This window comes from Deltaproteobacteria bacterium, assembly GCA_016223005.1.
Lineage (GTDB): Bacteria > Desulfobacterota > GWC2-55-46 > UBA9637 > GWC2-42-11 > JACRPW01.
The window spans coordinates 1-24,414 of record JACRPW010000043.1; the positions used below are offsets into that span (position 1 = coordinate 1).

25 protein-coding genes are annotated in these 24,414 nt (G+C 39.6%); 10 read left to right on the top strand and 15 right to left on the bottom strand.

Going from position 1 to position 24,414, the window contains the following annotated elements:
- On the top strand, nucleotides 1-373 hold a 373-nt coding region (locus tag HZC45_04880; GenBank protein MBI5682483.1), incomplete at its 5' end, for a DUF4143 domain-containing protein.
- A gap of 243 nt (nucleotides 374-616) precedes the next feature.
- Here the strand turns inward: HZC45_04880 and HZC45_04885 are convergent.
- From HZC45_04885 to HZC45_04915, 7 genes are read right to left on the bottom strand one after another with little or no spacing between them, the layout of a single operon-like run.
- The gene (locus tag HZC45_04885; GenBank protein ID MBI5682484.1) at nucleotides 617-1,603 is read right to left on the bottom strand and encodes an ABC transporter ATP-binding protein; all 987 of its coding nucleotides are present in this window, start codon (nucleotides 1,601-1,603) and stop codon (nucleotides 617-619) included.
- Nucleotides 1,590-2,414 carry a radical SAM protein gene (locus tag HZC45_04890; protein ID MBI5682485.1) on the bottom strand — a complete coding sequence of 275 codons (825 nt, stop codon included), beginning with the start codon at nucleotides 2,412-2,414 and terminating at the stop codon, nucleotides 1,590-1,592. Before HZC45_04890 ends, HZC45_04885 begins: the two co-directional genes overlap by 14 nt.
- 7 nt (nucleotides 2,415-2,421) lie before the next feature.
- A complete protein-coding gene (gene rnc / locus HZC45_04895) occupies nucleotides 2,422-3,135 on the bottom strand; it encodes a ribonuclease III (protein ID MBI5682486.1) in 714 nt (237 codons plus the stop codon).
- Nucleotides 3,113-4,423, bottom strand: a complete 1,311-nt coding sequence (mtaB, locus tag HZC45_04900) for a tRNA (N(6)-L-threonylcarbamoyladenosine(37)-C(2))-methylthiotransferase MtaB (protein MBI5682487.1) — start codon at nucleotides 4,421-4,423, stop codon at nucleotides 3,113-3,115. Before mtaB ends, rnc begins: the two co-directional genes overlap by 23 nt.
- Before the next feature lie 19 nt (nucleotides 4,424-4,442).
- Nucleotides 4,443-5,096 carry an HAD-IA family hydrolase gene (locus tag HZC45_04905; GenBank protein MBI5682488.1) on the bottom strand — a complete coding sequence of 218 codons (654 nt, stop codon included), beginning with the start codon at nucleotides 5,094-5,096 and terminating at the stop codon, nucleotides 4,443-4,445.
- Between the two features lie 27 nt (nucleotides 5,097-5,123).
- Complete coding sequence (locus tag HZC45_04910) at nucleotides 5,124-6,167, bottom strand: DUF2914 domain-containing protein (GenBank protein MBI5682489.1); 1,044 nt, start codon at nucleotides 6,165-6,167, stop codon at nucleotides 5,124-5,126.
- Nucleotides 6,164-6,877: a creatininase family protein gene (locus HZC45_04915; protein MBI5682490.1), complete on the bottom strand. Its 714-nt coding sequence runs from the start codon at nucleotides 6,875-6,877 to the stop codon at nucleotides 6,164-6,166. The genes HZC45_04910 and HZC45_04915 overlap by 4 nt, the downstream gene beginning before the upstream one ends.
- 261 nt (nucleotides 6,878-7,138) lie before the next feature.
- Here HZC45_04915 and HZC45_04920 point away from each other — a divergent pair, with 261 nt between their 5' ends.
- Entirely contained in the window at nucleotides 7,139-7,288 is a 150-nt protein-coding gene (locus HZC45_04920) for a hypothetical protein (GenBank protein MBI5682491.1), read from the top strand.
- 143 nt (nucleotides 7,289-7,431) lie between these two features.
- Here HZC45_04920 and HZC45_04925 read toward each other — a convergent pair whose 3' ends face one another.
- From HZC45_04925 to HZC45_04940, 4 genes are read right to left on the bottom strand one after another with little or no spacing between them, the layout of a single operon-like run.
- A complete protein-coding gene (locus tag HZC45_04925) occupies nucleotides 7,432-7,824 on the bottom strand; it encodes a VanZ family protein (protein ID MBI5682492.1) in 393 nt (130 codons plus the stop codon).
- Nucleotides 7,793-8,605 carry a precorrin-4 C(11)-methyltransferase gene (gene cobM / locus HZC45_04930; protein ID MBI5682493.1) on the bottom strand — a complete coding sequence of 271 codons (813 nt, stop codon included), beginning with the start codon at nucleotides 8,603-8,605 and terminating at the stop codon, nucleotides 7,793-7,795. Before cobM ends, HZC45_04925 begins: the two co-directional genes overlap by 32 nt.
- The gene (locus HZC45_04935; GenBank protein ID MBI5682494.1) at nucleotides 8,602-9,876 is read right to left on the bottom strand and encodes a DNA helicase UvrD; all 1,275 of its coding nucleotides are present in this window, start codon (nucleotides 9,874-9,876) and stop codon (nucleotides 8,602-8,604) included. Before HZC45_04935 ends, cobM begins: the two co-directional genes overlap by 4 nt.
- Nucleotides 9,877-9,878: 2 nt before the next feature.
- Nucleotides 9,879-13,145: an AsmA-like C-terminal domain-containing protein gene (locus HZC45_04940; protein ID MBI5682495.1), complete on the bottom strand. Its 3,267-nt coding sequence runs from the start codon at nucleotides 13,143-13,145 to the stop codon at nucleotides 9,879-9,881.
- Nucleotides 13,146-13,221: 76 nt separating this feature from the next.
- Here HZC45_04940 and HZC45_04945 point away from each other — a divergent pair, with 76 nt between their 5' ends.
- The gene (locus HZC45_04945) at nucleotides 13,222-13,899 is read left to right on the top strand and encodes a TIGR04282 family arsenosugar biosynthesis glycosyltransferase (GenBank protein MBI5682496.1); all 678 of its coding nucleotides are present in this window, start codon (nucleotides 13,222-13,224) and stop codon (nucleotides 13,897-13,899) included.
- A gap of 32 nt (nucleotides 13,900-13,931) precedes the next feature.
- Here the strand turns inward: HZC45_04945 and HZC45_04950 are convergent, their stop codons facing one another.
- The 3 genes from HZC45_04950 to queF all read right to left on the bottom strand — a co-directional run bounded on the left by HZC45_04950 (nucleotide 13,932) and on the right by queF (nucleotide 17,914).
- Nucleotides 13,932-16,430, bottom strand: a complete 2,499-nt coding sequence (locus HZC45_04950) for a mannose-1-phosphate guanyltransferase (protein MBI5682497.1) — start codon at nucleotides 16,428-16,430, stop codon at nucleotides 13,932-13,934.
- A gap of 266 nt (nucleotides 16,431-16,696) precedes the next feature.
- On the bottom strand, nucleotides 16,697-17,275 hold the full coding sequence (locus HZC45_04955) for a hypothetical protein (GenBank protein MBI5682498.1): 579 nt from the start codon (nucleotides 17,273-17,275) through the stop codon (nucleotides 16,697-16,699).
- A 279-nt stretch (nucleotides 17,276-17,554) separates the two neighbouring features.
- On the bottom strand, nucleotides 17,555-17,914 hold the full coding sequence (queF, locus tag HZC45_04960) for an NADPH-dependent 7-cyano-7-deazaguanine reductase QueF (protein MBI5682499.1): 360 nt from the start codon (nucleotides 17,912-17,914) through the stop codon (nucleotides 17,555-17,557).
- 108 nt (nucleotides 17,915-18,022) lie between these two features.
- Here queF and HZC45_04965 point away from each other — a divergent pair, with 108 nt between their 5' ends.
- The 7 genes from HZC45_04965 to HZC45_04995 all read left to right on the top strand — a co-directional run bounded on the left by HZC45_04965 (nucleotide 18,023) and on the right by HZC45_04995 (nucleotide 23,760).
- Nucleotides 18,023-18,241 (top strand): hypothetical protein, encoded by a 219-nt coding sequence (locus tag HZC45_04965; protein ID MBI5682500.1) that lies wholly within the window; start codon nucleotides 18,023-18,025, stop codon nucleotides 18,239-18,241.
- A gap of 193 nt (nucleotides 18,242-18,434) precedes the next feature.
- A complete protein-coding gene (gene mutL / locus HZC45_04970; GenBank protein ID MBI5682501.1) occupies nucleotides 18,435-20,210 on the top strand; it encodes a DNA mismatch repair endonuclease MutL in 1,776 nt (591 codons plus the stop codon).
- 157 nt (nucleotides 20,211-20,367) lie between these two features.
- Nucleotides 20,368-21,312 carry a tRNA (adenosine(37)-N6)-dimethylallyltransferase MiaA gene (gene miaA / locus HZC45_04975; GenBank protein ID MBI5682502.1) on the top strand — a complete coding sequence of 315 codons (945 nt, stop codon included), beginning with the start codon at nucleotides 20,368-20,370 and terminating at the stop codon, nucleotides 21,310-21,312.
- Nucleotide 21,313: 1 nt separating this feature from the next.
- Nucleotides 21,314-22,024, top strand: coding sequence for a hypothetical protein (locus tag HZC45_04980; protein MBI5682503.1), 711 nt, complete (start codon nucleotides 21,314-21,316; stop codon nucleotides 22,022-22,024).
- A gap of 13 nt (nucleotides 22,025-22,037) precedes the next feature.
- Nucleotides 22,038-22,664: a DUF799 family lipoprotein gene (locus HZC45_04985; protein ID MBI5682504.1), complete on the top strand. Its 627-nt coding sequence runs from the start codon at nucleotides 22,038-22,040 to the stop codon at nucleotides 22,662-22,664.
- Nucleotides 22,661-23,179 carry a CDP-alcohol phosphatidyltransferase family protein gene (locus tag HZC45_04990; GenBank protein MBI5682505.1) on the top strand — a complete coding sequence of 173 codons (519 nt, stop codon included), beginning with the start codon at nucleotides 22,661-22,663 and terminating at the stop codon, nucleotides 23,177-23,179. The genes HZC45_04985 and HZC45_04990 overlap by 4 nt, the downstream gene beginning before the upstream one ends.
- On the top strand, nucleotides 23,179-23,760 hold the full coding sequence (locus tag HZC45_04995; GenBank protein MBI5682506.1) for a YdcF family protein: 582 nt from the start codon (nucleotides 23,179-23,181) through the stop codon (nucleotides 23,758-23,760). Before HZC45_04990 ends, HZC45_04995 begins: the two co-directional genes overlap by 1 nt.
- On the opposite strand, the gene HZC45_05000 is transcribed toward HZC45_04995, so the two are convergent.
- A complete protein-coding gene (locus tag HZC45_05000) occupies nucleotides 23,725-24,396 on the bottom strand; it encodes a metal-dependent hydrolase (GenBank protein ID MBI5682507.1) in 672 nt (223 codons plus the stop codon). The genes HZC45_04995 and HZC45_05000 overlap by 36 nt on opposite strands.
- Nucleotides 24,397-24,414 lie beyond the last annotated feature (18 nt).

Genomic DNA, 24,414 nt, shown 5'->3' on the forward strand with positions numbered 1-24,414 from the left:
TTTACATGCCTTGCTAATGGTAAAAACATTTGATGACTTGCAGTCGCATCCTGTTGTTGGCAGTTCATGGGAAGGGTTTGTTATTGAACAGATAGCGGGAATCTTGCCTGAAAACACCCTGCTCTATTTTTACAGAACAGGCGCAGGCGCTGAAATTGATTTACTGGTTTTTGACAGGAAAAACCTACCCATAGCAATAGAGGTCAAATATTCCTTGAGCCCAAAGGCGGAAAAGGGATTTTGGATGGCATGTGAAGATCTCTCATGCAAAAAGGGGTTTATTGTTTATCCGGGTAAAGAATCTTATCCCATAGCACGAAATATCACGGTATTGCCTGTTAAAGAAATTTCAAAGATTGCAAAGGAATTTTGAGGGAGGCTAAAAGAAATTCTATGACAAAAGCGAATATAAGAAAAAATATTATAAACAAGGCAAAGCGGAAAAATAAAGGGGACAAATTTATTTTTTTCTTAAAATAAATCTGTCCCCTTTTTAGTCTAACGGAATAGGACAATGCATGTGCTACAGATGTGGACAGTTTATGTGTTACTGACAGGGACAGACGCAGGTCTTGTCATTTTGGACAGGTATGAGATAATAAAGACCACTTTATTTTTATCTTTTAAAGCATGCAACCCAATGCCCTTTTTTGATTTCCTTTAATTCAGGTTCTTCTGCATTACACTCTTTGTCAACATTCGGACATCTATCTTTATAAATACAGCCTGAAGGGATTTGTAAGAGATTCGGCACCATACCCTTGATTGTTTTAAGAGATTTTCGTTTCCCCTCAACTTTTTCTGCACAAGGGAGGGACTCAATAAGTCCAATGGTATAAGGGTGCATTGGCTCCTGAAAAATAGATTTTGTATCAGTGTATTCAACAACCCTTCCTGCATACATTACTAAAACATCATCTGCTGTCTCTGCAACAATCCCAAGGTCATGGGTTATAAGCATTACAGCCATACCAAGTTTTTGCTGGAGTTCCCTTATAAGTTCAAGGATTTGCGCCTGAATTGTAACATCAAGGGCAGTTGTAGGCTCATCTGCAATTAAAAGATTGGGGTTGCATGAAAGCGCCATAGCAATCATAACCCTCTGTCTCATACCCCCGCTTAACTGATGTGGATAATCCTTTGTCCGCCTTTCAGGAGATGGAATGCCAACTAATTTAAGCATCTCTATCACCTTTAGTTCTACTTCCTTCTTGCCCAAATCCTGATGGAGTTTTATTGCCTCTTTTATCTGACTGCCTATTGTAAACACGGGGTTTAAGGAAGTCATGGACTCCTGAAATATCATTGAAATCTCATTACCCCTTACATGATGCATCTCCTCTTCAGAAAGTTTGAGGAGGTCTTTGTTATTCTTGTTCCCGAATGTTTCTATCGGGGAATAGATAATCTCACCGCTAATAATCTTTCCGGGGTGAGGGACAAGTCTCATTATTGAAAGGGCAGTAACACTCTTGCCGCAGCCTGACTCACCGACAATCCCAATCGTTTTGCCTTTCCCAAGGGTAAAACTAATACCCCTTACTGCCTTAAGTTCACCTGCATCAAGAAAAAACGATGTATGTAAATCCTTAACCTCTAACATCTGTTTGTATCCTTTCTGCCAATTGCCTGAAAGAAGGATGCATTGGCCCTGCCACAATATTCTGTTTTAAATCTTCCGTAACATACAGCCCAACCCTGACAACAGGTATTCTATATTTTTCAAAGACGGTCATTATCTTACTGCAAATTATTATCATATCTTTTAACTGCCATGGCTTATATAAGCCTTTAAGATATAGCCTTTCAAGGGGAGTATCCTTTATTACTAGAGCGGGATATATCCTTATAAAGTCAGGCACCATATCTGCAACTTTATAGGCAGTATAAAGTATTGTTTCATCTGTATCACCAGGAAGTCCGGGCATTATCTGGACGCCAATTTTAAATCCATTTCCCCTTAATAGTCTTACCGCAGTTCTTGTATCCTCTGATGCATGACCCCTGCCTGATTTTTTCAGCACAGCATTATCCATTGACTGGACACCTAGTTCAACAGTGGTTACACCATACCTTTTCAGCAAATCCAGTTTCTTGTCGTCCACAGCATCAGGTCTTGTTGATACCCTTAATTCATCTACAAGACCGTTCTGTATAAAACGATAGGCAGTTAAAAGAAGTTTTTCCTGAATATCTGCATCCATAGCAGTAAATGTCCCGCCGTAAAATGCTATCTCTTTTACTGCCTGCCCTTTCCATGTGCGGAGATATTGGGTAATTGTCTCTTCCATCTCTGCAGGTGATGGAGGGGAAGATGTTCCTGTAATCTTTTTCTGATTACAGAATACGCACTGATGCGGACACCCTGAGTGGGGAATAAAAAAAGGGATAATAAAATGTTTTTTTCTGCCCATAAAAAACTTAATCTTGATACTTGAGTTTTATCAAAGCCTCTCTGGCTGCCTGCTGTTCAGCCTCTTTTTTACTTTTCCCCCTCCCTGTCCCCATCATCTCACCACTTATTACGACATTAACAATAAATGTCTTGTCATGCTCAGGACCAACCTTATCTATCAGCCGATATTGCGGAACGGTCTTAAATCTCCCCTGCACATACTCCTGAAGGTCGGTTTTATAATCCAAAGATATAATGTTATTGGAAAATTTGCTTAAAAGGGTGTCAAAATATCCTTTAACAGTATCAAAGGTTTTATCAAACCCCTTGTCTAAATACATAGCGCCTATTATTGCTTCAAATGCATCAGCAAGCATGGATGGTTTTTCCCTTCCACCTGTTAATTCTTCTCCCTTGCCCAAGAAAATGTATTGACCTACAGAAAGCCCCATTGCTGCATGTGAGAGGGTAGGCTCACTAACAATCCTTGCCCTTAATTTGCTTAACCCCCCTTCATCCATCTCCGGATACCTTGTTGTAAGTAAATGGGTTATAACAGCAGAAAGTATAGAATCACCCAAAAACTCCATCCGTTCATTACTTTCTTTCAATCCCTCCTCCATCTTTTCATTGAGATAGGAAGTATGAATGAGTGCCTTTTTTAATAACCCAATATCCTTAAATTCATAACCTAGTTTTTTTTCAAACTCCTTAAGTTCAGCATCGCACGTCGTATACACCAAAAACCTCCTTCCCTTTGCTCTCTTTTAATAAGACATTCACCTCTTTGTTGATGATGCCAGTTCCGTATTTAAAAACCACAGGGATATAGTTTCTTGATTTACCTTTCACCATCTCGCTGTCTTTACCAACTATTGACTCAACTAGTACACACGCACCCTTCCCAATCTGGGTTTTATAAAAATTCTGCCTCTTTTCTTGGCCAAGATTCTTTAATAATATGCATCTTTCTTCTTTGAGCCTAAAGTCTACCTCATCTTTAAAATCATGAGCAGGTGTGCCTTTTCTCTTTGAGAATGGGAATATATGGAAATATGTTAATGGTAAATCTTCCAGCGATTTGTATGTATTCATAAACTGCCTATCTGTTTCACCGGGAAATCCTGCAATAATATCAATGCCTATTGAGATGTCATCAATAGCATCATGTATCTTTTTTACCTTTTCAAAAAATAAATCTTTAGAATAATGATGCCTGTTCATTCTTTGCAAGATACTATCATCACAACTCTGCACAGCCAGATGCAGATGATTACATATACCATTTGACAATGCCATTATCTCAATAAGTTCATCAGTTACCTCATCAGGGTCAAGGGAAGATATACGGAATCTACAAGGGTAATTTCTTTTATCTATCTCCTTAATCAGTTTAGCAAGGCTTCCTTCTCTATCAGCCGTTCCATATGAGCCAAGGTGTATGCCTGTTAATACTATCTCTTTATAGTTATTTTGAATCAAGAGTTCAATCTCTCTTATCATATCATCAAACGATAAACTTCTGCTTTTGCCCCTTGCATATGGGATTATGCAGTAAGAACACCTTCGGTTGCAGCCATCCTGAATCTTTAGAAATGCCCGTGTTCTATCGGAAGAACCTTTTGCAATTAGATTAGGCTTAAGATTTAAGGCTGAAGACTCCAGGCTATTTACAATAATCTGCGGAACCTCTTGTTTGCCTCTGTAGATTAGATTTAGTATTGTATCTTTGTCCACATTACCTAATATATAGTCAATGCCGCCTATCCTTTTCACATCATCAGGAGATACTTGGGCATAACACCCTGTAACAATAACCACTGCATCAGGATTGGACTTCTTTGCCTTTCTTATAAGATAACGTGATTTGTAATCAGCAATATTAGTAACAGTGCAGGTATTGATGATATAGGCATCCGCAGGCTCTGAAAAAGGGACAACCCTATAATTATCCATTAACATGCCTTCTATTGCAAATGAATCATACTGATTTGCCTTGCACCCAAGTGTTGTAATTGCAACCTTCACCTGAAAATACCTCTTAGGTTTATATTAGCATATTTTTTAACTGCTTTATATCTTCAATCAAAAAATCTGCGCCTGCGATTATAAGTTCATCACTTCCCCTGAAACCGTAAACAGCGCCGCAGGTCATTACACCCGCATTTTTACCTGCCTCTATGTCAATTCTGCTGTCGCCTACGAATACAGTATTTTCTGGTCTAATATCCAATTCCTCTAATACAATATCAATCGCCTGCGGATGAGGTTTTTTGTTCAGGACATTGTCTCCTCCAACGACCCTTTTAAAATATCCTGATATTGCCAGACCATCAAGTATCTTTTTTGTTAAGCCGATAGGCTTGTTTGTAACTATTGCAAGTTTTTTATCTTTAAAATATTCAATGACATCTTTTGCACCAGGGTATAAAAATGTATCCATAAGAAGATGTCCTTCATAGTATCTTAAAAAGAGCTCTCTTGCCTCACTTAAAAGATTATGCCTCTTTACAGGGATTGCCTGCTCAAGCAGCATACCGACTCCCCACCCTATGTATGACTTTATTACATCATAAGGGAGTTCATCAAACCCCATATGGTTAAGTGTCTTATTCACTGCCCATACAATATCCCTGCTTGACTCAATGAGTGTTCCGTCTAAATCAAAGATTATCAAATCAACCATTACCTTTTTTCCCATCAGATCTCCTATACTATCCTGCCCCCATCAATCTATAACCTTAAATCTAACCCTTCCAACCAACTGCCCTCCCCCTGTCTCAATATCCACTATCCATGTCCCCTTTGCATCATTTCTGGCAAGAGTCCTCTTTGACCATGTTCTGTAGCCCTCTTTTCTCCCGCCTGTAATCACCTGAGGGACCTTCTGTATAAATACATCATCCTTTTTCCATACATGCCACAATGTCTCTTTTATGCCCATTGGCGCGAATATAGATGTATAGCAGTATATAGTCTCAAGCCCTTTTGATGATATACTTGAAAACGGTGATGTCGGCTCTTTTTTTACCCTGTCTATATCTGTGCTTGCTGTGCCAGAAATAAGTTTTAATGGCACAGGCGGGATAAAGCCTTTTAACAAATTTACTGCCAGGAAAGAAATAAGAATCATTGGAATAATAATAAATATCATTCCCAAATTAAAACCTTTCAGGACATGCTTTGAACTCACCACGATTTGTCTATAATTAACAAATAAAGGTGACAGCAATAAGATGGATAGTGAAATGCTTATATAAAGGCTGAAGATATTTCTTACACCTGCAAGGACAGGCAGGCAAAAATTTAAAAAGGCAAACAGGTTGAATGTATAGAACAAAAACTGTGTAACCTTGCTGCGTAAAATCACTGTCCTGTAGAGGTTGTCAAATGTTGTTATTATTGCCAGCGCTGTTATGATAATGAGAAAAACCACATTTTTTGAATAAAGGGTTGAACTCTGATAGTAGATTGGCAGGAGGAATAATATCAAATCCTGATAAATGTTCTGATTTATAAATTCAATACACCATACAGCGATCGGAAATATTTTGTTTTCGCAAGAGAGATGTCTTGCAAATCGCAGCAGTATTATAGTGGTAATGCCTATGAATATGAGATAAATGAATGCCCATCTTATAAATTCAAATCCCCTTTCCCATAACACTATGGTTAGTATCCCAAGCAGAAGCGAAAGGTATGGAAAGTATTTATAATACCTATTGGTTACATGAACAAGTCTATCAATATAAGAAAGGATTATCTCTTTCAAGTCTGTTCAATCTTCTTTGCAATCTCAACAACCTTGTCAACAGAAACCATGATGAGTTTCTTGCCTTTTTCTTTTGTTGCCTTTTGCGGATTTCCCCAGACACCGTTTTTCCAGTGTTTGACCTTGTCCCTTGCAATAAACGGTGCTGGAAATTCTGGATACTCCTCTTTTGCCCTGCCTTTTACTAGGTTTGGAGCGAGGTATAAAACCCTTGATGTCTCAATCTCTCCAGCATGTCCGTCGTTTTCTGTTTCAACCACCTTCCCTGCTTCTTTTACTATGCTGTCGTATTCTGATATTACAGCGATTTTAATATCACAAATCTCATCTATCAGTCCCTCGCCAACCTCACGAAGCGCTGACATATGTATGCCCCCGGCATGTCCTGAAATTAAGATGAAATTCTTTAGTCCCTGCGAGTATGCTGATTTGATTATATCCCTTGTTATTGCCCTTAAACTATTCGGGGAGATGCCGATGCTCCCTGCATGCTGCCTTGTTGATGTCAAAACACCAAAATGCAAGGGAGGTGCAACAAAGACATTAACCCTCTTTGCTGCCTCTTTGCAAACCTCATAAACCTGAATCGTATCGGTAGAAAGAGGCAGATGACTGCCGTGCTCCTCTACCGTGCCAAAGGGGATAATCAGGGTCTTTGTCTTTTTAAGGCCCTTTTTAAAATCTGTCATTGTAATGTTTTCCAAAAGCATTTAAAACCTCCTTTTTGATGCAAGCGTATGTGAAATTAGAGAAAGAAGCGAAGCAAAAACTTTTAGTTGTCAAGAGGGTTTTTCACTCCAAGTATGTTTTTTGTTGCCACATGAGTATATATCATAGTTGTCTGGAGATTGGAATGCCCGGTTTTTATAAGTTTTTATAATTTTATAATTTTTTTCTTGATGAGCACACCTTTAATTTCTATAATCCATCATAATGTTGAATAAACATAAAAAAGATAAGGAGATAAGGTTATGAAGAAAATAGTATTTCTTTTTATCCTGATTTTTTCAATTTTATCTGGATGCGCCCCAACAACACAACGAGTCAAGGTAGACGATGCATTGGTTAAAGCAGAGGCACAGAGGCAGATGGAGGCAGATTTATTTTTGTCTAACAAATAAATCCAGCGGACGGCAAAAAACGCCGCCGCTGATTTTGGCCGATGTCCTCGACAAACCTGCTGATGAGGCTCTTGCGGAACATAAAAAACGGCAGGAAAGTATGTTGAGGATTTTCTGAGGAGCGAAGCGCAGTATAAAGACATTTATTGCGTTTGTATTAGTTTCCTTTTGTAGAGCCATATTCCAGCCCATGCGCCAAGTCCGTCAGCAGCAATGTCAAACGGGTCAAAGAACCTGTTTGGCACAAAGAACTGATGGATTTCATCAGAAATACCATAAAGGAATGTTATTAAAAAGGCAACTATTACAAATCTCTTATAATCTTTTTGGGTTGCGTTTATAGCCCTTGCCCATAGAAGAGAAAGAAAGGCATACTCAGAAAAATGGATTACCTTATCAATATTCCAGATATCAGGTATCGGCAAATCAACATACGGCACAGATGACAGATAATATATGAATGCCATATAAACCATTACAGGCAGCCAATAAATGACAATATGTTTAAGTTTTATTGGTCTTCTTTCTGTAGCCATGTTCAAACCCTTTATCATATAATCTTGACCCTTGACCGTGAAAAGTATGCTTTTCACCCCTTGACCCTATTGTATTCCCCACAATTATCATTGCCTGCCTTTTAATCCCTGCCCTTTTTACCCTTTTGCAAATATCCTTTAATGTGCCTTGCACAATCTTTTCATCTTCCCATGTTGCCCTGTAAACAACAGCGATAGGGGTGTCTTCTAAATAGCCTTTTTTCAATTCATCAACTACCCTGTCAATCATGCCGACACTTAAAAATATGCACATAGTTGCATTATGCTTTGCGAGCAGAGGTAGTTTCTCTTTTTCAGGCACAGGGGTATTGCCTTCAAGTCTTGTAAAGATGACAGTTTGTGTAACTTCAGGCAGTGTGAGTTCTTTTTTCAATGCAGAGGCAGAGGCAAATGCAGAACTTACACCCGGCACAATCTCGTATGGTATGCCCTGCCTTTCAAGTATCTCTATCTGTTCCTGTAAGGCGCTGTATAATGTCGGGTCTCCTGTATGCAGCCTTGCAACCTTTTTGCCGCGCCTTGCAGCATCTGTAATAACCCGCATAATCTCTTCAAGTGTCATCGGTGCAGAATTATAAATCAAGGCATCCTTTTTTGCATACATCAAAACCTTTTCTTTTACAAGAGAGCCTGCATAAACTACGACATCAGCCTCTTCAAGGAGTCTTTTGCCCTTTACTGTGATGAGTTCAGGGTCGCCTGGACCGGAGCCGATAAATGACACAACTGCTGCCTGCTGGTTTTTTAATATTTTAGTCATAGAGATAACAATATCTGCCCTTTAACCTTTTTGTCTTCCACCATCTCAAAAATCTTTACCTTTCCATATTCGCCATCATATCCGGGGATAATATTGACATTGCCTTCCCGCACCATTGATATGGCTTCCATTATACGAGATGTGCTTGCATCTTCAATCTCTTTTGCTGGAATATCCATCAGGATTTTAAACTCACTGCCAAGTTTTTCAAGAAGGCTCTGATACTGCTTGCAGACTGTCTTGCTGTTTACACCAACATTTAGCACCTCTGCAAGAATTTCAGATAAGGGAATTACAGAATAAAATGGCAGTGCATTCTTTGGCTTAAAACCATTTTGTCTGTCTGCTAGTTTTTCAACCCTGTGCATCACACCGACTGTAACCTTTTTGCTGCATACAGGGCAGAGATAATTATGCCTTATTGTTTCATCTGGTGAAAGACAGGCACCGCACTGTCTGTGTCCATCATAATGGTATTTGCCTTCTTCAGGAAAAAATTCAATAGTCCCTGAAAATCCTGTTCTGGTTTTTATGGCATTGGTAATGCCTCTGTATGAAAGTTCTGTGTCAAATATATTAGATTCTCTGCCTATCTTGGCTGGAGAATGGGCATCAGAATTTGAAATCAGGGTGATTTTATCAAGGGCTGACAGCCTCCAGTTCATAGGAGGGTCTGATGAGAGTCCTGTTTCAACGGCATGGATATGAGGTGTCAAGTCTTCAAAACATTCTTCAAGAGAGTCAAAACCTGATGATGCACCTAATACAGAAAAATGGGGGGTCCATGCATGTGCAGGTATCAACATGGCATCAGGAGACGCATCCATTACAATCCTTAAGAGTTCTTTTGCATCAAGCCCGAGTATCGGTCTTCCATCAGCGCTTAAATTCCCAATCTTTGACAATTGATCATTGAGCCGTTTTGCACCTGTAAAATCAGGGGCAAGTATTATTGAGTGTACCTTTCTAATCTTTCCATTTTTGCTGTATATGCAGCTGATTTCAGCGGATAAAAGAAAATAGACCTCACCCCTGCATAAGAATGGGATGTCGTCTGTTTGCAATTCCTTTTTGAGTTTGAACAAGCCATTCCCTAAAGGTATAATCTTTTCACCAAGTTCCTTAAACCATGCAGGATGGGTAAAATCCCCTGTAGATATTACAGTGATGCCTTTGAATTGCGCCCACTTCCAGATGCCTTCAGGCGACATATCCTGACTTGTTGCCCTTGAGTATCTTGAATGTATATGAAGGTCGGCAATAAAATGCATAATTATTTCACCAGCGGTTTTATAATATCTGCAGGCAGTTCAAGGATTCTTTGAAATATACCTAAAATCCCTGTGCCAAGTGATTTTACAGGAACAGCCTCAACATCAGGGTTATTTAGAGGTCCTTTCACCTCATAATACATACTCAGTGTGCTTTTTTCCTTTCCGCCTATAATCCATCCTGCCAGAGGGATTTTGCTTATAATGCTATCAACTGTAACAAATGGGTGAACCCCCAGTTTTGCATCCACAGTCCGCTGTTCCATATTGATACCCCCTACTGCTGACATCCTCATGGACGGACTGTCAAGGGTTAAGTCTTCTGTTGAGAGGACGCCGTCTTTTATAACAAAATTTCCTTTAAGTTCTCTATACGGCAGACCCTCTAGTAAAAGTTCATTTATTGAAATAATATTTACAATGCTGAAGAGTTTTGACATAAGGACAAATCTCCACATCTTCCCATCCTTTGATACTGCATTCCCATAACCATCAAGCCCGCTTAAGATATTCTCTTTGCCCCGTTTTGCTGTAACCCCTATGTCTTTTAAAATCTTTTCTGCATCCCATCCATCTATCTTAAAATTTGCAGTAAGAAGAGGCTTATCACCTGATGCAGTGTCCCTGTAGTATATAAGACCTCCGCTCACAATCCCCTGATTATTTATAAATGTCATTGGTTTTAAGGTAATGCCCTCTTTTCCCATCAAAACATCTGCCCTGAAAGACTCAATATCTAAGTTAAGGAGCCTCCCGTTTTTAACAGTTATACTGCCAGAGCCTGTTGGAATGAATTTCCTCTTTTCCTGAAGCGGATACAAATCGTCTGCATCAAGGTATTGTGCGGCAATAGTAAAATTCAGGTCATGCCTTGCTATATCAGGTATATCAATCTTTCCAGACAGTTTTGTCCTGCCTGTTTCAAACGAATTTATTACTGCATTTACTGAACTGCCTGATACCTTTGCAAAGATATCTGCCTTTGAAACCATCTTGGGTAAAACCCCTGTTTCAAACTGTGCATCTTTAATCTTTACCTCGCCATCAATATCCCTTTTACCATCCTTTAAATCATATACCATGCTTAATTGTGTTGAAACCATGCCTGTAGATTTAAACTCCCTTTTGAAATAAGGGATTATATTATCTACATCGTCCATGTCCACATCATTTGTCTTAAAAGAAAAGGATGCCTTACCTTTATAGACATCCCCTTTCACGACAGCAGAGGCACTTCCAAATCTGATATTCAATTTCTCTACGGTCAGCCGTTTCAAAGACCTGTCAGAAGGTCTTTTTATATTCAAGACGCCGTCCATAAAAAGCGGATAGTCCAGCGGCTTTGTAAACCATGTAGAGTATTGAACATTGGACTTTGTTGTGTCAAGGACAAGGGCAACCGACATATTATCTTCAGTGCCTTTAATCTTTGATGTAAATGACACGACGTTATCAAAATGGACACTGCTGTCCTTAAGTTCTGTAAAGACCTCTTTTAAAGATGCCTCAGCAGCAAATCCTTTTATGCTCAGGTCAAGCAAAGGGTTGTTTTTATATTCTAAAATGATACCATTACAAACAAAGTTTGATTTTTCCCACCTGCCTGCAAGATTGTTTAAGGCGATTTTTTGATTATCAAAGTTCAAAACCCCTGTTACATCATTTAAAGGGAATGTCAGGTCTTTATGAGAGAAATTAACCCCTTTAATCGCTGCTGTTCCGTTGTAAGATAACTGCCCTTTTTCCTGCAGACTGCCAGATGCCTCTAATGTTAGTGCAGCAAAGCCGTTTATCTCCTTTAACTCACCAAAGGTTTTTGCCCATGTTCTGCCAAAATCTCTTTGTTTCAACTCATCCATTGCATCTTTCACATCAAGGGTTATAGCAGTTTTCAGGTCAAAGACAGGTTTTTTTTCAAGGTCTTTTATATTTCCCATCAGTCGTTCAATACTACTCTTGCCATATTTACCCCTGACATTTTCAAAGACTAAAGTTTCCCTTCTAATCGCAAGGCTGCCTTCAATATCTGTCCATGCCTTTTTAAAACCAGCAAATGAAAACCCTGCATCCTTGAAAACCATTTTAAGTAAAAAGTCATCAGGTTTTTTGCTTGAATATACAAGACGGTCTATTGTCATACTGCCATTTTTGGGGTCTATTTTGCTCAAGTTCTGATAAGCATATACAGGTAAGATATTGGAAGGGATATACCCCTTGATAACAGGCAGTGGTATTGGGGATGTCTTTGCATCAAACCCTGCATCAAACTCTTTGCCTTGAGGCTTTACCCCCCAAACTGCCGCACTAACCGTAAATTCAGGCATTTGAAATATGCCGTTTTTGATGTTCGCTGAAAATGCTGTATTGTCATATTTAATGCCAATATCAAATGAACCTCTGGTTGACAGTATCTTTTTGGAGAAGATACTAGGCATATCCAATCTGAGCAGGGAGTAATCTATCTTGCCATTTGTTTCAATGGATTTAAGCCATCCTTTCAAAGAATATCCTGCTGATATATTCATATTCGCATTAAGACCTGTTTCTGAAAGGATAGACTTCAGATACGGCTGGTAATTGTAAAGGTTGATATTATTTGCTGTAATCTTACCATCAATCAAAAAATCTTCCTTATCATAATCTTTAATCACACCTGCGGAATCAATCATCACAGATTCTGAAGTATCATCGTGCAGTCTCCCCTTTATTTCATAAACAATTCCCTTGCTATAATCAGGTTTTATATGCAGGTTTACATTACCCATTGTATAAAATATCTTGTCTCCAGTAAACTCATCAATAAACCACACCCTTCCATTTGTTACCCGCACATCATCAATTTCTGCCTTGATTTTGTTCTTACCAAAAAGCCCTGAGATATTTATGACGCCGTTTCTATCCCTTTTAACCCGTAACAGCGGAGAGTCTATTATAACCCTTTTTATATTTATTTCCCGCTTTAGAAGCGGCATAAGATACAGATTCATTCTAATAGTTTTTGAACTGAAGATAGTGTCTGCATCTGCCTTGACTTCAAATCCATCAAGCATGATGCGGGGATTTGGCAGGATTTTAAGCACAATCTTTTCCACAGATACCCTTACCTTTGCCTCTGATTCAATCTTGTCAATCAGATACCCCTTGTAATTGCTTAAGTCCACAGGTATATAAAGGAGGTATGCTGTGGTTAAGAGGATAAGGACTACAATAAGAATAGATAAAAATGCGAATAATTTTAAGATAAACCGCGTCATCTTGTATGCAATCATACAATATGTATTGCTGTCATTCAATACCCAAAAATCAATGTCTATTTTTAGGATGAAAGTTAAGGATAAAAAGAAGTTGAAAATCAAAAAAGCAATTGCAATAATGGTCAAAGCGCCGTTACCCAAAATGGTAAAGACAAGGCTAACCCCTCCGCTTACAGAAGAAGCGGCAGCAGAGCTCTACAAATGTTTTATAAGAGATATATTTGCAAGGATAGGCAGGTTAACTAGTATTGATATATTTGCAGCATATACCCCATTTGGTGAAGAGAGATTCATAAAACAACTAATCGGTGAAGATATTAGCCTTGTTCTGCAAAGAGGCAACAGTCTTGGCGAACGACTTGCAAACCTGTTTTCAGACCTGTTTATAATAGGTTACAAAAAGGTTGTTGTTATAGGCAGCGACAGCCCTGATGTGCCGCTTGAGTATATAAAAACTGCCTTTATTAAACTTAATAAAATAAGGGTTGTCTTTGGTCCAACAGAGGATGGGGGGTATTATCTTGCAGGGATGAACAGGTTTAACAAGGAGATATTTAAAAATATTCCATGGAGCACAAACAAGGTTTTGGAAAAAAGCCTTGAGGTATGCAGCAAAGAGGGGACTAAAACCTTTCTTCTCCCAAAGTGGTATGATGTTGATACATACAATGACCTGAAAAGACTTGTGAAGGATAGCGATCCAGAAGAAATACCCAATACATATAAGTTCGTCATTACCAACAAGTTATGCAGGTCACTATCCAAATAATCGTGAACAATAAAAGAGGCTTTTTGGTGGGGCTATATCTGCCACTGCTCTATCTTATCTGCATAGACCTTTGCAATCTCCTCTGCCCTCTCTTTGGTAGATGCCTCCGCCGTTATATGAAAATATGCATGATCATAACTGGGGTATGCAATTACCCAGTCATTGTCAAAAAATATCTTAACCCCATCTATCAACTGGACATCCATTGCCTTTGAATCGTCCATCAGGTGCCTCATTATCATCCCCTTTTTTTCCCATGAACATGAAACCCTCTTATTTGCCATAAAACTCGGCGGTATCTCCCTTGCCAATGAATGGAGCCTTACCTCTTTTTTAGCCATCATCTCCAGCAACTTTACTATTACAAACATGCCGTCAAATGCAGGCTGGAACTGCGGGAAGATAAATCCGCCTGTCTGCTCCCCTGCAAAGATGACATCTTTTCCCATTGCTGTTTCCATCATGTTTCTTGCAGATATCTTTGTCCTTTTTACAGTAAAGCCGTAGACCTCTGCAAGATTATCAATAATCCTTGACGCCGTAACAGGAACTGCAATTGAAGGTTTGGAATTAACATGAGACTTCATTACAAGGAGTGCCATAAGAATAAGTCCCATGTTGCCGTCTATAATCTCCCCGTTTTCATCCACAAGAAATATCTTTTCTCCGCCTGCATCAAGGAAGATGCCAATATCAGCCTTTAATGAACGAACTATGGTGGAAAGTTGCTCAAGGGATTTTGTAAATTCTTCTTGGGTCCTTGTTATTCTGGTGCCGTCAAGATTTGCATTAAGTGCAATTACATCGCAGTTCAGTTTGCCAAGGATGGCAGGGAATATGCTGCTTGAACTTCCATAAGAATAGTCAATTACAAGTTTAAAGTCTGCCCCTCTTATTGCCTCCTTATCTACCATAGACATGAAACCGTTATGGTAGTGTTCAAAGGCATGTGCCGGAAAACTGATTTCACCTGTATCTTTCATCTGCGCCCTTCTAAAGTCCTCACGATAAAAGAGCCTTTCTATAGTCTTTTCCTGATTTGGATGAAGGTCAAGTCCGCTTTCATCAAAGAACTTCAAGTCCAAAATCTCTGCATCAAAAGGTGAACGACGAGTATATATACCTCCAGACTCCTTTCCGCCCCGTGCAAGGTACCTCACAACAGGCATTGGCACAACACCGTAATCATGCACATGCACACCTGTTGAAAGTATGCCTGTCATGATTGCCCTGTTAATCATGCGGGAGGCTTTATGACTGTCTCTGCTTGTTGATACTACTGACCCCTTTTTAAGGGTTGCACCATACGCAGCGCCGACCTTTGATGCAAATTCAGGGGATATTTCAATATTTGCAAGTCCTGTAATGCCGTAGGCACCAAATATATTTTTAGACCACTTTTCACCCCAGATAAGACTGGATGATAGTGTTGCCCCATCTTCAACAATCTTGTAAGGCCAAACCCTTACATTTGCCTTTACAATACTTTTTCGTCCTATATAGCAGTTGTCGCTTACTATCGCACCCTCGCCAATGAATGCACTGTCTTTAATCTCTGCACTATTGCCAACAACATTCTCCTGCAGTACTGCATGCCTGCCGATGGATACATTGTCCCAGACTACAGAATCTATGATTACGGCACCATCTTCAATTATGCAGTTTTTACCTATCACAGAGTTTACAATCCTTACGCCCCCATTTATGCAGGAGTTTGCACCTATAACAACCGAACCATCAAGCCTTGCCGTAAAATCTATCTTTACATCATTTTCAATCCATACACCCCTGTTACCGACTTCAATGCCTGGGATGTTGACCTTTACCCTATTGGTAAGCACATCTATATTTGCCCTTCTGTACTCTTCAATGCTTCCTACATCCTTCCAGTAGCCGTCTGCTATATAACCATAAAGCGGTTTATTATTTTTAAGGAGGAGGGGAAACAGGTCTTTGCTGAAATCAAATTCCTTTCTATCGGGTATATAATTCAACACCTCTGGTTCAAGTATATATATACCTGTGTTTATTGTATCGCTGAAGACCTCACCCCATGAAGGCTTTTCAAGAAAACGGACTATCCTGCCATCGTCATCTGTAATAACAATGCCAAATGGAAGGGGATTTTCAACCCTTGTCAATACCATTGTTGCGATTGCCTTTTTCTCTTTATGGAATGCTATTGCCTTTTTCAGATCAAAGTCTGTAAGCACATCACCGCTTATCACAAGAAATGATTTATCAAGAAATGACTGGGCATATTTAACACTGCCTGCAGTGCCAAGGTCTTCAGGAGGCGCTGTATAGGTAATCTTAACACCAAATTTATCTCCTATACCGAAGTGGCTCTCTATCATTTCAGGATGAAAATAAAGCAGTGTTACAATATCCCGTATATCGGAACCTGTCAGCCGGCCGAGGATATGCTCCATCATGGGTCTGTTGACAATACTTACCATTGGTTTTGGGAGGTTGTTTGTCAAGGGACGCAGTCTTGTCCCAAATCCCCCTGCCATAATTACACCCTTCATATTAACTCCTGTTTGGATTAACCCAAAAAATGCAGTTGAAATCGTCATGAGACGCAGAAGAAGCCCTACAGGCAAGGCGCAGAAAAGATTTTGGCAGAAGGAATATTGGAATATTTCGATGTCAAAATCTCTTTCTGCAACACAGCCTGTAGGGCTGATTTCAAGTTTGTTAGGATTTTTATAGGGTAAGTTAAATTGATGGGGATGTAGATAGAGTGGACAAATGGGGACAGATTTGAAATCTGCCCCCACATAAATCTTAAAATTCAGTTCCTGTTTCCGCAGACATAACCGACGCATACCTGCTTAAAGCCTGCATGACAGTTGGCGCAGGTCTCAGGGTTCAAGGGATGTCCCTTGTCTTTTGATGCAACGGACTTGCCATCTTTAAGCGATACGACATCATAAACAGGCTTTCCGCCCTTGTGGTCTGTCGTAAATGCAACACCGATTTCCTTGAATTCAAGGATAGCGGTCTTTCCATCAGGGTATTTGTCCCCTCTTTCCTTATATATCTTCATTACAGCAGGATTTATAAAGGAATAGTATTGTCCTGGTTTTACCGCACAGTATGTATCTACTGTTGCCTGTAATATGTCGTCTCCACCAAGTGGGAGGACATTAACACCGCATGGAGGAACAAGACCCTTTGCCTTTCCATTTTCCCACTTTGCCCAGTACATTCCTGGTGTTGGTTTGGACTTATCTTCAGCCTTTGCCGCTGGCGCTGCCTTTGCTGCAGCAGGCGTCTTTGCCGCTGGTGCCGCCTTTTCTGCAGCAAATGTACTGCTTGCAACTGCTAATGCTATAACAAACATCACAATGCCTAGAAATATCTTTTTCATAATCTCCCCCCTCCTTTTATTTTTGACGCTGTGTATATATCTATTCTTAATTATTCTAACCAAAAACATAAAGGACGACTCGCTTCCATCCCCCCTTTCACTATAAAATAACGACCCATAAATACTTAAATTCAATGTCATTGTCAATAAAATAATTAAATAAAATAATTAAAGAGCAAAAATAGACATTGATTTTTGGGGAAACCTGCGAGTTGGTTGCCATCTATAGTGGTTGGCTGGTAAAATTATATATGTTTTTATTTTTCAGCGAAATGTGCACTAAAGGCTTACACGGATTACTGTCTTAACATTCCCCCTGACATTGAAATCTCCGGCAACATCAAGTTTGCGGGGTTTGAGGGTGTTTTTTAAATCGTCAAATATCTTATTTGCTGCGGATTCGTGCGATATGTGTTGATTTCTGTATTTATTAAGATAGAGTTTCAGGGACTTAAGTTCAACTATGTGTCTGTCAGGAATATAGTTTACAAATATTGTTGCAAAGTCAGGGTATCCGGAACGGGGACACAAACAGGTAAATTCAGGGTAGGAAATCTCAATTGTATAATCCCTGTCAGGATATGGGTTTTCCCATACCTCTAGTTCTGCTTTTTCTATCATCTCTTCACCGTATTTCATATTGCCCATTATATCAGTATGGGAATCCATATCAAAGAAAAAACTTTGCCCATTAAAATATATTTGTGTTATCCTTATATTTACCAATCTGTAGGAGGTATATCATTTATGAGAGAAAGAGATAGAGAAATCAGGAGGAGACAGCATAGAAAGGAAAAGGCAAGAAAGGCAAGAACTAATGCATTGATTTTGGAGGCAAAGAAAAATCCCAAAAAGGCAAAAGAACCTTTAGAGAAAAAACCTGTAAAACCCACAGTCAAGGTTGTTAAATCACCAAAGGCAAAGACTGAGAAAAAACCTGAAGTCAAACAGGAAACTGGTTCTTAAGATATATAAACCCAGACTATGCATGAATATGACATATATTCCTTCCGCTTGCCATAAAGACAGCCGTCCATGTCTGTCTTTACTCTGGAAATTTCCCATTTTTACCATCCGTGGAAAATGGAAAATTTAACAGTCGCTTTAGGAACATATGGTCATATTTTATTGTTCACGCATTATTTGGGATAAAGGGAAGATGGGCAAAGGTAAAATAAAGATAATGCCGCCTAACATCGCCATAAAAATTGCCGCAGGCGAGGTTGTAGAGAGTCCTGCATCAGTTGTAAAGGAACTTATAGAAAACTCTATTGATGCCGGTGCAGGTAATATCTCGGTATATATCACAGATGGAGGCAAAGGTTTAATCAGGGTCAGCGATAATGGTGAAGGCATGGATAAAGAGGGTGCGCTGCTTGCGTTTGAAAGGCATGCAACGAGTAAGATTGTTAAAGAAGATGATTTATATTCAATTACCACAATGGGGTTTAGGGGTGAGGCCTTGCCAAGTATTGCCTCTGTCAGCGATACGGTGCTTACGACAAGGACAAGGGGTAAGATTGAAGGCACACAAATCAGAATAAAGGGGGGGCATGTTGAAGATATAATAGAGTGCGGCTCTCCTGATGGAACTACTGTAGAGGTTAAGGATATATTTTTCAATGTGCCTGCAAGACTAAAATTTTTAAGGTCTCATGCAACAGAGGTTGGCAATATCCATGATTGGGTCATTCGTTTAAGTCTTGCAAACCCTGATATTAGATTTAAACTGACCAGTGGTAAGACAGTTCTGTTGGACAGCCGTCAAGATTGTGATTTAAGAGAACGAATCCGCGATGTGTTTGGCAAGGATGTTATTAAAGAAATTATCCCTGTTGACTATAGGGAACATGGCATTTCCATAAAGGGTTTTGTATCCAACACAAACCTTTCTTATCCAACAACAAAGGGGATATTTATCTTTGTAAACAGAAGGTGGATAAGGAATAAGGGTGTTAATTATGCCCTGCTGCGGGCATATAAAAATCTTTTGATGAAAGACCGCTGTCCATTTGCTGCCCTGTTTATTGAAATCCCGCCGCAGGATGTTGATGTAAATATCCATCCTGCAAAGGTTGAGGTTAGATTCAAAAATCCAAAGTTTATTTACGATACCGTGTCAGATGCAATTAAACACGGACTTTACCGGCATCTTGGATCCAAGGGTGAAACATATACCCGTGATATGCAAAGGCAGTGGTCAGGAGACAGGGATTCTGGCAAGACTGAATACCTTTCTATGCCGCACTGGAATGGAGAGGTTAAAGAATATCGGGCAAACTATTCCACAGATATTGCAGCAGATAATATCAATCTCTTTTTTAAAGGTGATTTTAGTTACAACAGCAAAATCAGGTTTGATGAACTGTCCTTTATCGGTCAGTTGTGGGAAGAGTATATCCTGTGCGAGGACCGGGACCAGTTTTACATAATTGACCAACATGCTGCAGCAGAAAGGGTAACTTATGAAAAACTAAAACTGATGTATAATACATCAGGCATAAAAAGCCAGATGCTCCTTGTCCCTGAGATGATTGAACTTTCTGTCGCAGAAATATCTGCGATAGAATCGGCTTTTTCTATAATAGAAAAGGCAGGTTTTGAGATAGAGCCTTTTGGCAGCAATACAGTTGCAATCAAATCCATCCCCCAAATCCTTTCAGGAAAGGGGTGCGGCAGTTTAATTAAGGATATGGCAGAAGAGATTGTATCTATGGATAAGACAACAGCAGTAGATGATGTGATTGAGGCAATAATGGTAAGGATTGCATGCCATACCGTAATAAGAGGCAAAAGGGTGCTTGCAAGGGAAGAGGTAAATGCCCTGCTTAAGCAGATGTCAGAGACTGATTTTGCATCAAACTGTCCGCATGGAAGGCCTGCGGTAAAAAAACTGTCAAGGATAGAGATAGAAACAATGTTCAAAAGGAGATGATAGACTTAACCCGAAAAATGCATTTGAATATCTATTACGACTTGAAATCAGCCCTACAGGCTGTGTTGCAGAAAGAGATTTTGACATCGAAATATTCCAATATTCCTTCTGCCAAAATCTTTTCTGCGCCTTGCCTGCAGGGCTTCTTCTGCGTCTCATGACGATTTCAACTGCATTTTTTGGGTTAAAAATAAAGATTGTTGTAATAGCAGGTCCGACGGCATCAGGAAAGTCAGAGATTGCGGTAAGACTGGCAGAGAGGTTTAATGCTGAAATTGTCAATGCAGACTCCATGCAGGTATATAGATTCATGGATATAGGGACAGCAAAACCCTCTGCCCCTGACAGATTACGGATAAGACACCATGTTACAGATATTGTAAATCCTGATGAAGACTATACCGCTGCACAGTATAAATTTGACGCTGCAAGGGCAATAGATGATATACGGAAGCGGGGTAAAAATATCTTTGTAGTGGGCGGCACAGGGCTTTATATCAGGGCGCTCACAAGAGGGCTCTTTAAAGGTCCTGGTAGAAATGAGATGCTGCGGATGAAACTTGAGAGGTTGTCTGAAAAAAAAGGGAATGGATACCTCTATAGGATATTAAAAAGGGTTGACCCTGTATCTGCTTCAAAGATACACCCTAATAATGAGGCGAGGATTGTAAGGGCATTGGAGGTATATCTTTCTGCAGGTAAATCTATATCATCATTTCAGATGGAGCATGGTTTTATGGAAACGCCTTACAAGACCTTGTATATAGGGCTTGCAAAAGACAGGCTCATGCTGTATCAGGATATAGATACAAGGGTTGAGGGGATGATTGAGGCAGGGTTCATAGATGAGGTGAAAAGGCTTCTGGATATGGGTTTTGCCCCTGAACTGAAACCAATGCAGGCTTTAGGATATAAAGAGGCAGTGCTTTACCTTCACGGGAAAATAGGTTTTGATGATATGGATAGAGAAATCAAAAAGAATACAAAAAGGTATGCCAAGAGACAACTAACATGGTTTAAAAAAGAACCTGATATAATCTGGCTTGGTGCAGAAGATGGGCCTCAAATTACCTATCAAGTAAAAAGGTTTTTGGAAGGGTGAAATGCAAGATTATATTAATTATATCATGGCAGGGTTTTTCTTTTTTATATTTTTGTTTTGCAAGCCCTTTCCCCTGGCTGCATCTGAATATATAAGAATAGAAACTTATGGCAAGGCTCAAATCATGGATGGTAATCTTGCGCAGGCAAAGGATATGGCGCTTAGCGCCGCCCTTAAGAATGCCATAGAAGAGGCTGTTAAAAATGAACCATTTTTAGTTGATATAGAGAAGAACAAGGTGGTTTTAATAGATAAGGTCTTCTCAAAGGCAAGTGTCTATATTGCAAATTTCCGTATAGTATTAGAAGAACAAATGGAAGAGATGCAGGAAGGCGAACCAATGGCTTTGCCGTTTTACAGAATATATCTTGAGGCCGGCATCTCAAGGGACATTTTAAATAATGACCTTATTAACTTAAGTATAATCAAAGATTTTAGCGATACCCCGCGGATTATAAATTTGAGTATTAACGATATATATGAATATAAAGATTTTATAAGATTAAAAGATGCCTTAAAGGATGTGAAAGGTGTCAGAGGGATTTTTTACAGGCAATTTTCCAGAGGGAAAATAACAATGGCGATAAAGTCCACTGCTCTCCCGACAACGATTACAGATGGTTTAGTTTCAAAAGACTTCGTGGATTTTAAGGTAGAAATAATATCTGCATCTGATACCCTGCTGGATTTAAAAATAATAAAAAGGAGATAGTTATTAAAGACCTATGAAAAGACTAATGGTAATCCTTATACTGCTTGGCGTATCTGGCTGTGGACATGCGGTTCCGCATAAGATAGCAAAAGATTACAAAAATAAGATTACTGGGACTATCGCAGTCCTGCCTGTAATAGGTGAAAAGGCTGATAGCGATGTCAGGTATCTGTTTCGCATTATGACACAGGAGAGACTGCATCAGATGAACTATAACCCTTTGCCGATTGGGGTTGTTGATGAAAAACTCACATCAGCAAATATCGGCAAAAAGGAATTCCTCTCCAAACCGCCTGCTGAAATGGCAGGGCTTCTCGGTGTTGATGCTGTTATCTATATTACCATAACTGACTATGACAGGGATTTTCTGATAACATACGCATCCCTGGGCATAGAGGCAAGATTTGATATGTATCTGGGTGCTGCCGGCGAGAAGATATGGACTGCCAAATATAAGCACAAGGAATCAGATTTCGGCATAGATAAAAATATGCTGAAAATCCAGATTACAAAAATCTACGAGCCGATTATTCAAAGGATCGTTGATGCTGCATTTTCAACCCTTCCTGCAAACCCTGAAAAAAGGGAAATAATTAAACAGGGAGAAGACAAAAAGAGATATTTTGAATGGTTAAAATAAATATCCCTAATCTTTTAACTATATTCCGTATACTTCTTGTCCCGGTTTTTATTATCCTCATAATAAATTATGAATTAAAAACTGCCCTTTTGGTTTTTATACTTGCCGCGGTAACAGATGGTCTGGATGGGCTCATTGCCAGGGTTTTCAATCAGAAGACAAAATTGGGTGCATATCTGGACCCTGTTGCAGATAAATTACTTCTGGCGTCTGCATATATAACCCTTGCTGCACAAAATATCCTCCCAAACTGGCTGACTGTAATAGTTGTAAGCAGGGATGTGATAATACTCATCGGCATTGTAGTCCTTGTTGTTATGGGTAAACCTGTGGAAATAAAACCGTCAATGATTAGCAAGACTACAACAGCATTGCAGATATTAACGGTTGTCTTTACCATTGTTTGGTTTAGTATACCTTCAATCATAACATCCTCCCTTATCCCATTGACAGCAATCTTTACAATAGCATCTGGCATCTATTATATTTACAGAGGGGTAGGGAGGCTTAACTGATGAAAACATATATAATAGTAATCTCTGTCTTGATTTTAGCAGCTTATCTATTTATTTCCTTTATCCATAACATGAGCGGTTATAAAGATGCGGGGATGTCTTCGGATGTTATAGTTGTCCTAACCGGAGGGACAGGCAGGATAGAAACCGGAGCCTCCCTTTTATCAAAAGGACGGGCGCCATTTCTCATCCTGTCAGGTGTAAACAGAGAATCTGACCTGAAGTCAATATTCTTCAAGACAAATATAGATATTGATTCCAAAAGGGTAATCCTTGAAACCAGCTCAAAAAGCACTTATGAAAACGCTGTGGAGGTAAAGGCAATTCTGAAGGAAAAGGGGTTTAAGGATATTGTCCTTGTTACATCTAACTATCACACGAAGAGGGCATTTTACATATTTAGAAAGGTCTTGCCGCCTGATGTGAAGATACAAACCCATCCTGTGTCTACGCCTAATTTTGACGAAAACAGGTGGTGGCAGCATGCGACCAGTATAGGAATAGTCGTTATGGAGTTTATAAAATTTTACTGGTATAAAGTGCAATTATATTTCTACACAATCCCCTACATTAACAATTAAACACCTTGTATCAGAACCCTTCAAACCATCCACAAATTTCTGTGGGTCCTGTTTTATTACATCCCATGTATTGTAGTGCATTGGTATCACTGTTTTTGGTTTTAAGAACTCCACTGCCCTTATGGCATCTTCTATGCCCATTGTAAAATTATCTCCAATGGGGAGGAGCGCCACATCTATATTATTGGTTTCTCCTATGAGTTTCATGTCATAGAAAAGCCCTGTATCCCCTGCATGGTATATTGTTTTGCCTTCCATTGTTACAATAAACCCGCAGGGATTTCCTGTTGCACCTGTGTCAGTCGTTGAGCCGTGATGGGCAATAGTAAGTTTAACCCTGCCAAATGGAAACTCATGACTGCCGCCAATGTGCATGGGATGTCCTTTTGCACCCTTTGCCTCGCAGTAGCCTACAAGTTCATACGGTGCGATTACAGGGGTAAGGCATCTCTTGCTTATAAAAACAGCATCACCAAGATGGTCTGCATGACCGTGGCTTACAAGGATTGCATCAACATGGACATCATCCGGCTTTATCTTTGCCGCAGGATTGCCATTTAAGAACGGGTCAAATATTATGCTGTGTTTACTTCCCTCCAGAATAAAACATGAATGACCGTGATATGTTAGTTTCATATAACTAGCCTCCTTTAA

Coding starts and splice junctions, on each gene's coding strand:
- HZC45_04925 (MBI5682492.1), bottom strand. CDS start 7,824: ATGGCTACAGAAAGAAGACCAATAAAACTTAAACATATTGTCATTTAT.
- HZC45_04890 (MBI5682485.1), bottom strand. CDS start 2,414: ATGGGCAGAAAAAAACATTTTATTATCCCTTTTTTTATTCCCCACTCA.
- queF (MBI5682499.1), bottom strand. CDS start 17,914: ATGAAATACGGTGAAGAGATGATAGAAAAAGCAGAACTAGAGGTATGG.
- HZC45_05000 (MBI5682507.1), bottom strand. CDS start 24,396: ATGAAACTAACATATCACGGTCATTCATGTTTTATTCTGGAGGGAAGT.
- miaA (MBI5682502.1), top strand. CDS start 20,368: ATGACGATTTCAACTGCATTTTTTGGGTTAAAAATAAAGATTGTTGTA.
- HZC45_04955 (MBI5682498.1), bottom strand. CDS start 17,275: ATGAAAAAGATATTTCTAGGCATTGTGATGTTTGTTATAGCATTAGCA.
- HZC45_04950 (MBI5682497.1), bottom strand. CDS start 16,430: ATGAAGGGTGTAATTATGGCAGGGGGATTTGGGACAAGACTGCGTCCC.
- cobM (MBI5682493.1), bottom strand. CDS start 8,605: ATGACTAAAATATTAAAAAACCAGCAGGCAGCAGTTGTGTCATTTATC.
- mutL (MBI5682501.1), top strand. CDS start 18,435: ATGGGCAAAGGTAAAATAAAGATAATGCCGCCTAACATCGCCATAAAA.
- HZC45_04885 (MBI5682484.1), bottom strand. CDS start 1,603: ATGTTAGAGGTTAAGGATTTACATACATCGTTTTTTCTTGATGCAGGT.
- HZC45_04935 (MBI5682494.1), bottom strand. CDS start 9,876: ATGCATTTTATTGCCGACCTTCATATACATTCAAGATACTCAAGGGCA.
- HZC45_04985 (MBI5682504.1), top strand. CDS start 22,038: ATGAAAAGACTAATGGTAATCCTTATACTGCTTGGCGTATCTGGCTGT.
- HZC45_04920 (MBI5682491.1), top strand. CDS start 7,139: ATGAAGAAAATAGTATTTCTTTTTATCCTGATTTTTTCAATTTTATCT.
- HZC45_04965 (MBI5682500.1), top strand. CDS start 18,023: ATGAGAGAAAGAGATAGAGAAATCAGGAGGAGACAGCATAGAAAGGAA.
- HZC45_04915 (MBI5682490.1), bottom strand. CDS start 6,877: ATGCTTTTGGAAAACATTACAATGACAGATTTTAAAAAGGGCCTTAAA.
- HZC45_04940 (MBI5682495.1), bottom strand. CDS start 13,145: ATGATTGCATACAAGATGACGCGGTTTATCTTAAAATTATTCGCATTT.
- HZC45_04995 (MBI5682506.1), top strand. CDS start 23,179: ATGAAAACATATATAATAGTAATCTCTGTCTTGATTTTAGCAGCTTAT.
- HZC45_04980 (MBI5682503.1), top strand. CDS start 21,314: ATGCAAGATTATATTAATTATATCATGGCAGGGTTTTTCTTTTTTATA.
- HZC45_04905 (MBI5682488.1), bottom strand. CDS start 5,096: ATGGGAAAAAAGGTAATGGTTGATTTGATAATCTTTGATTTAGACGGA.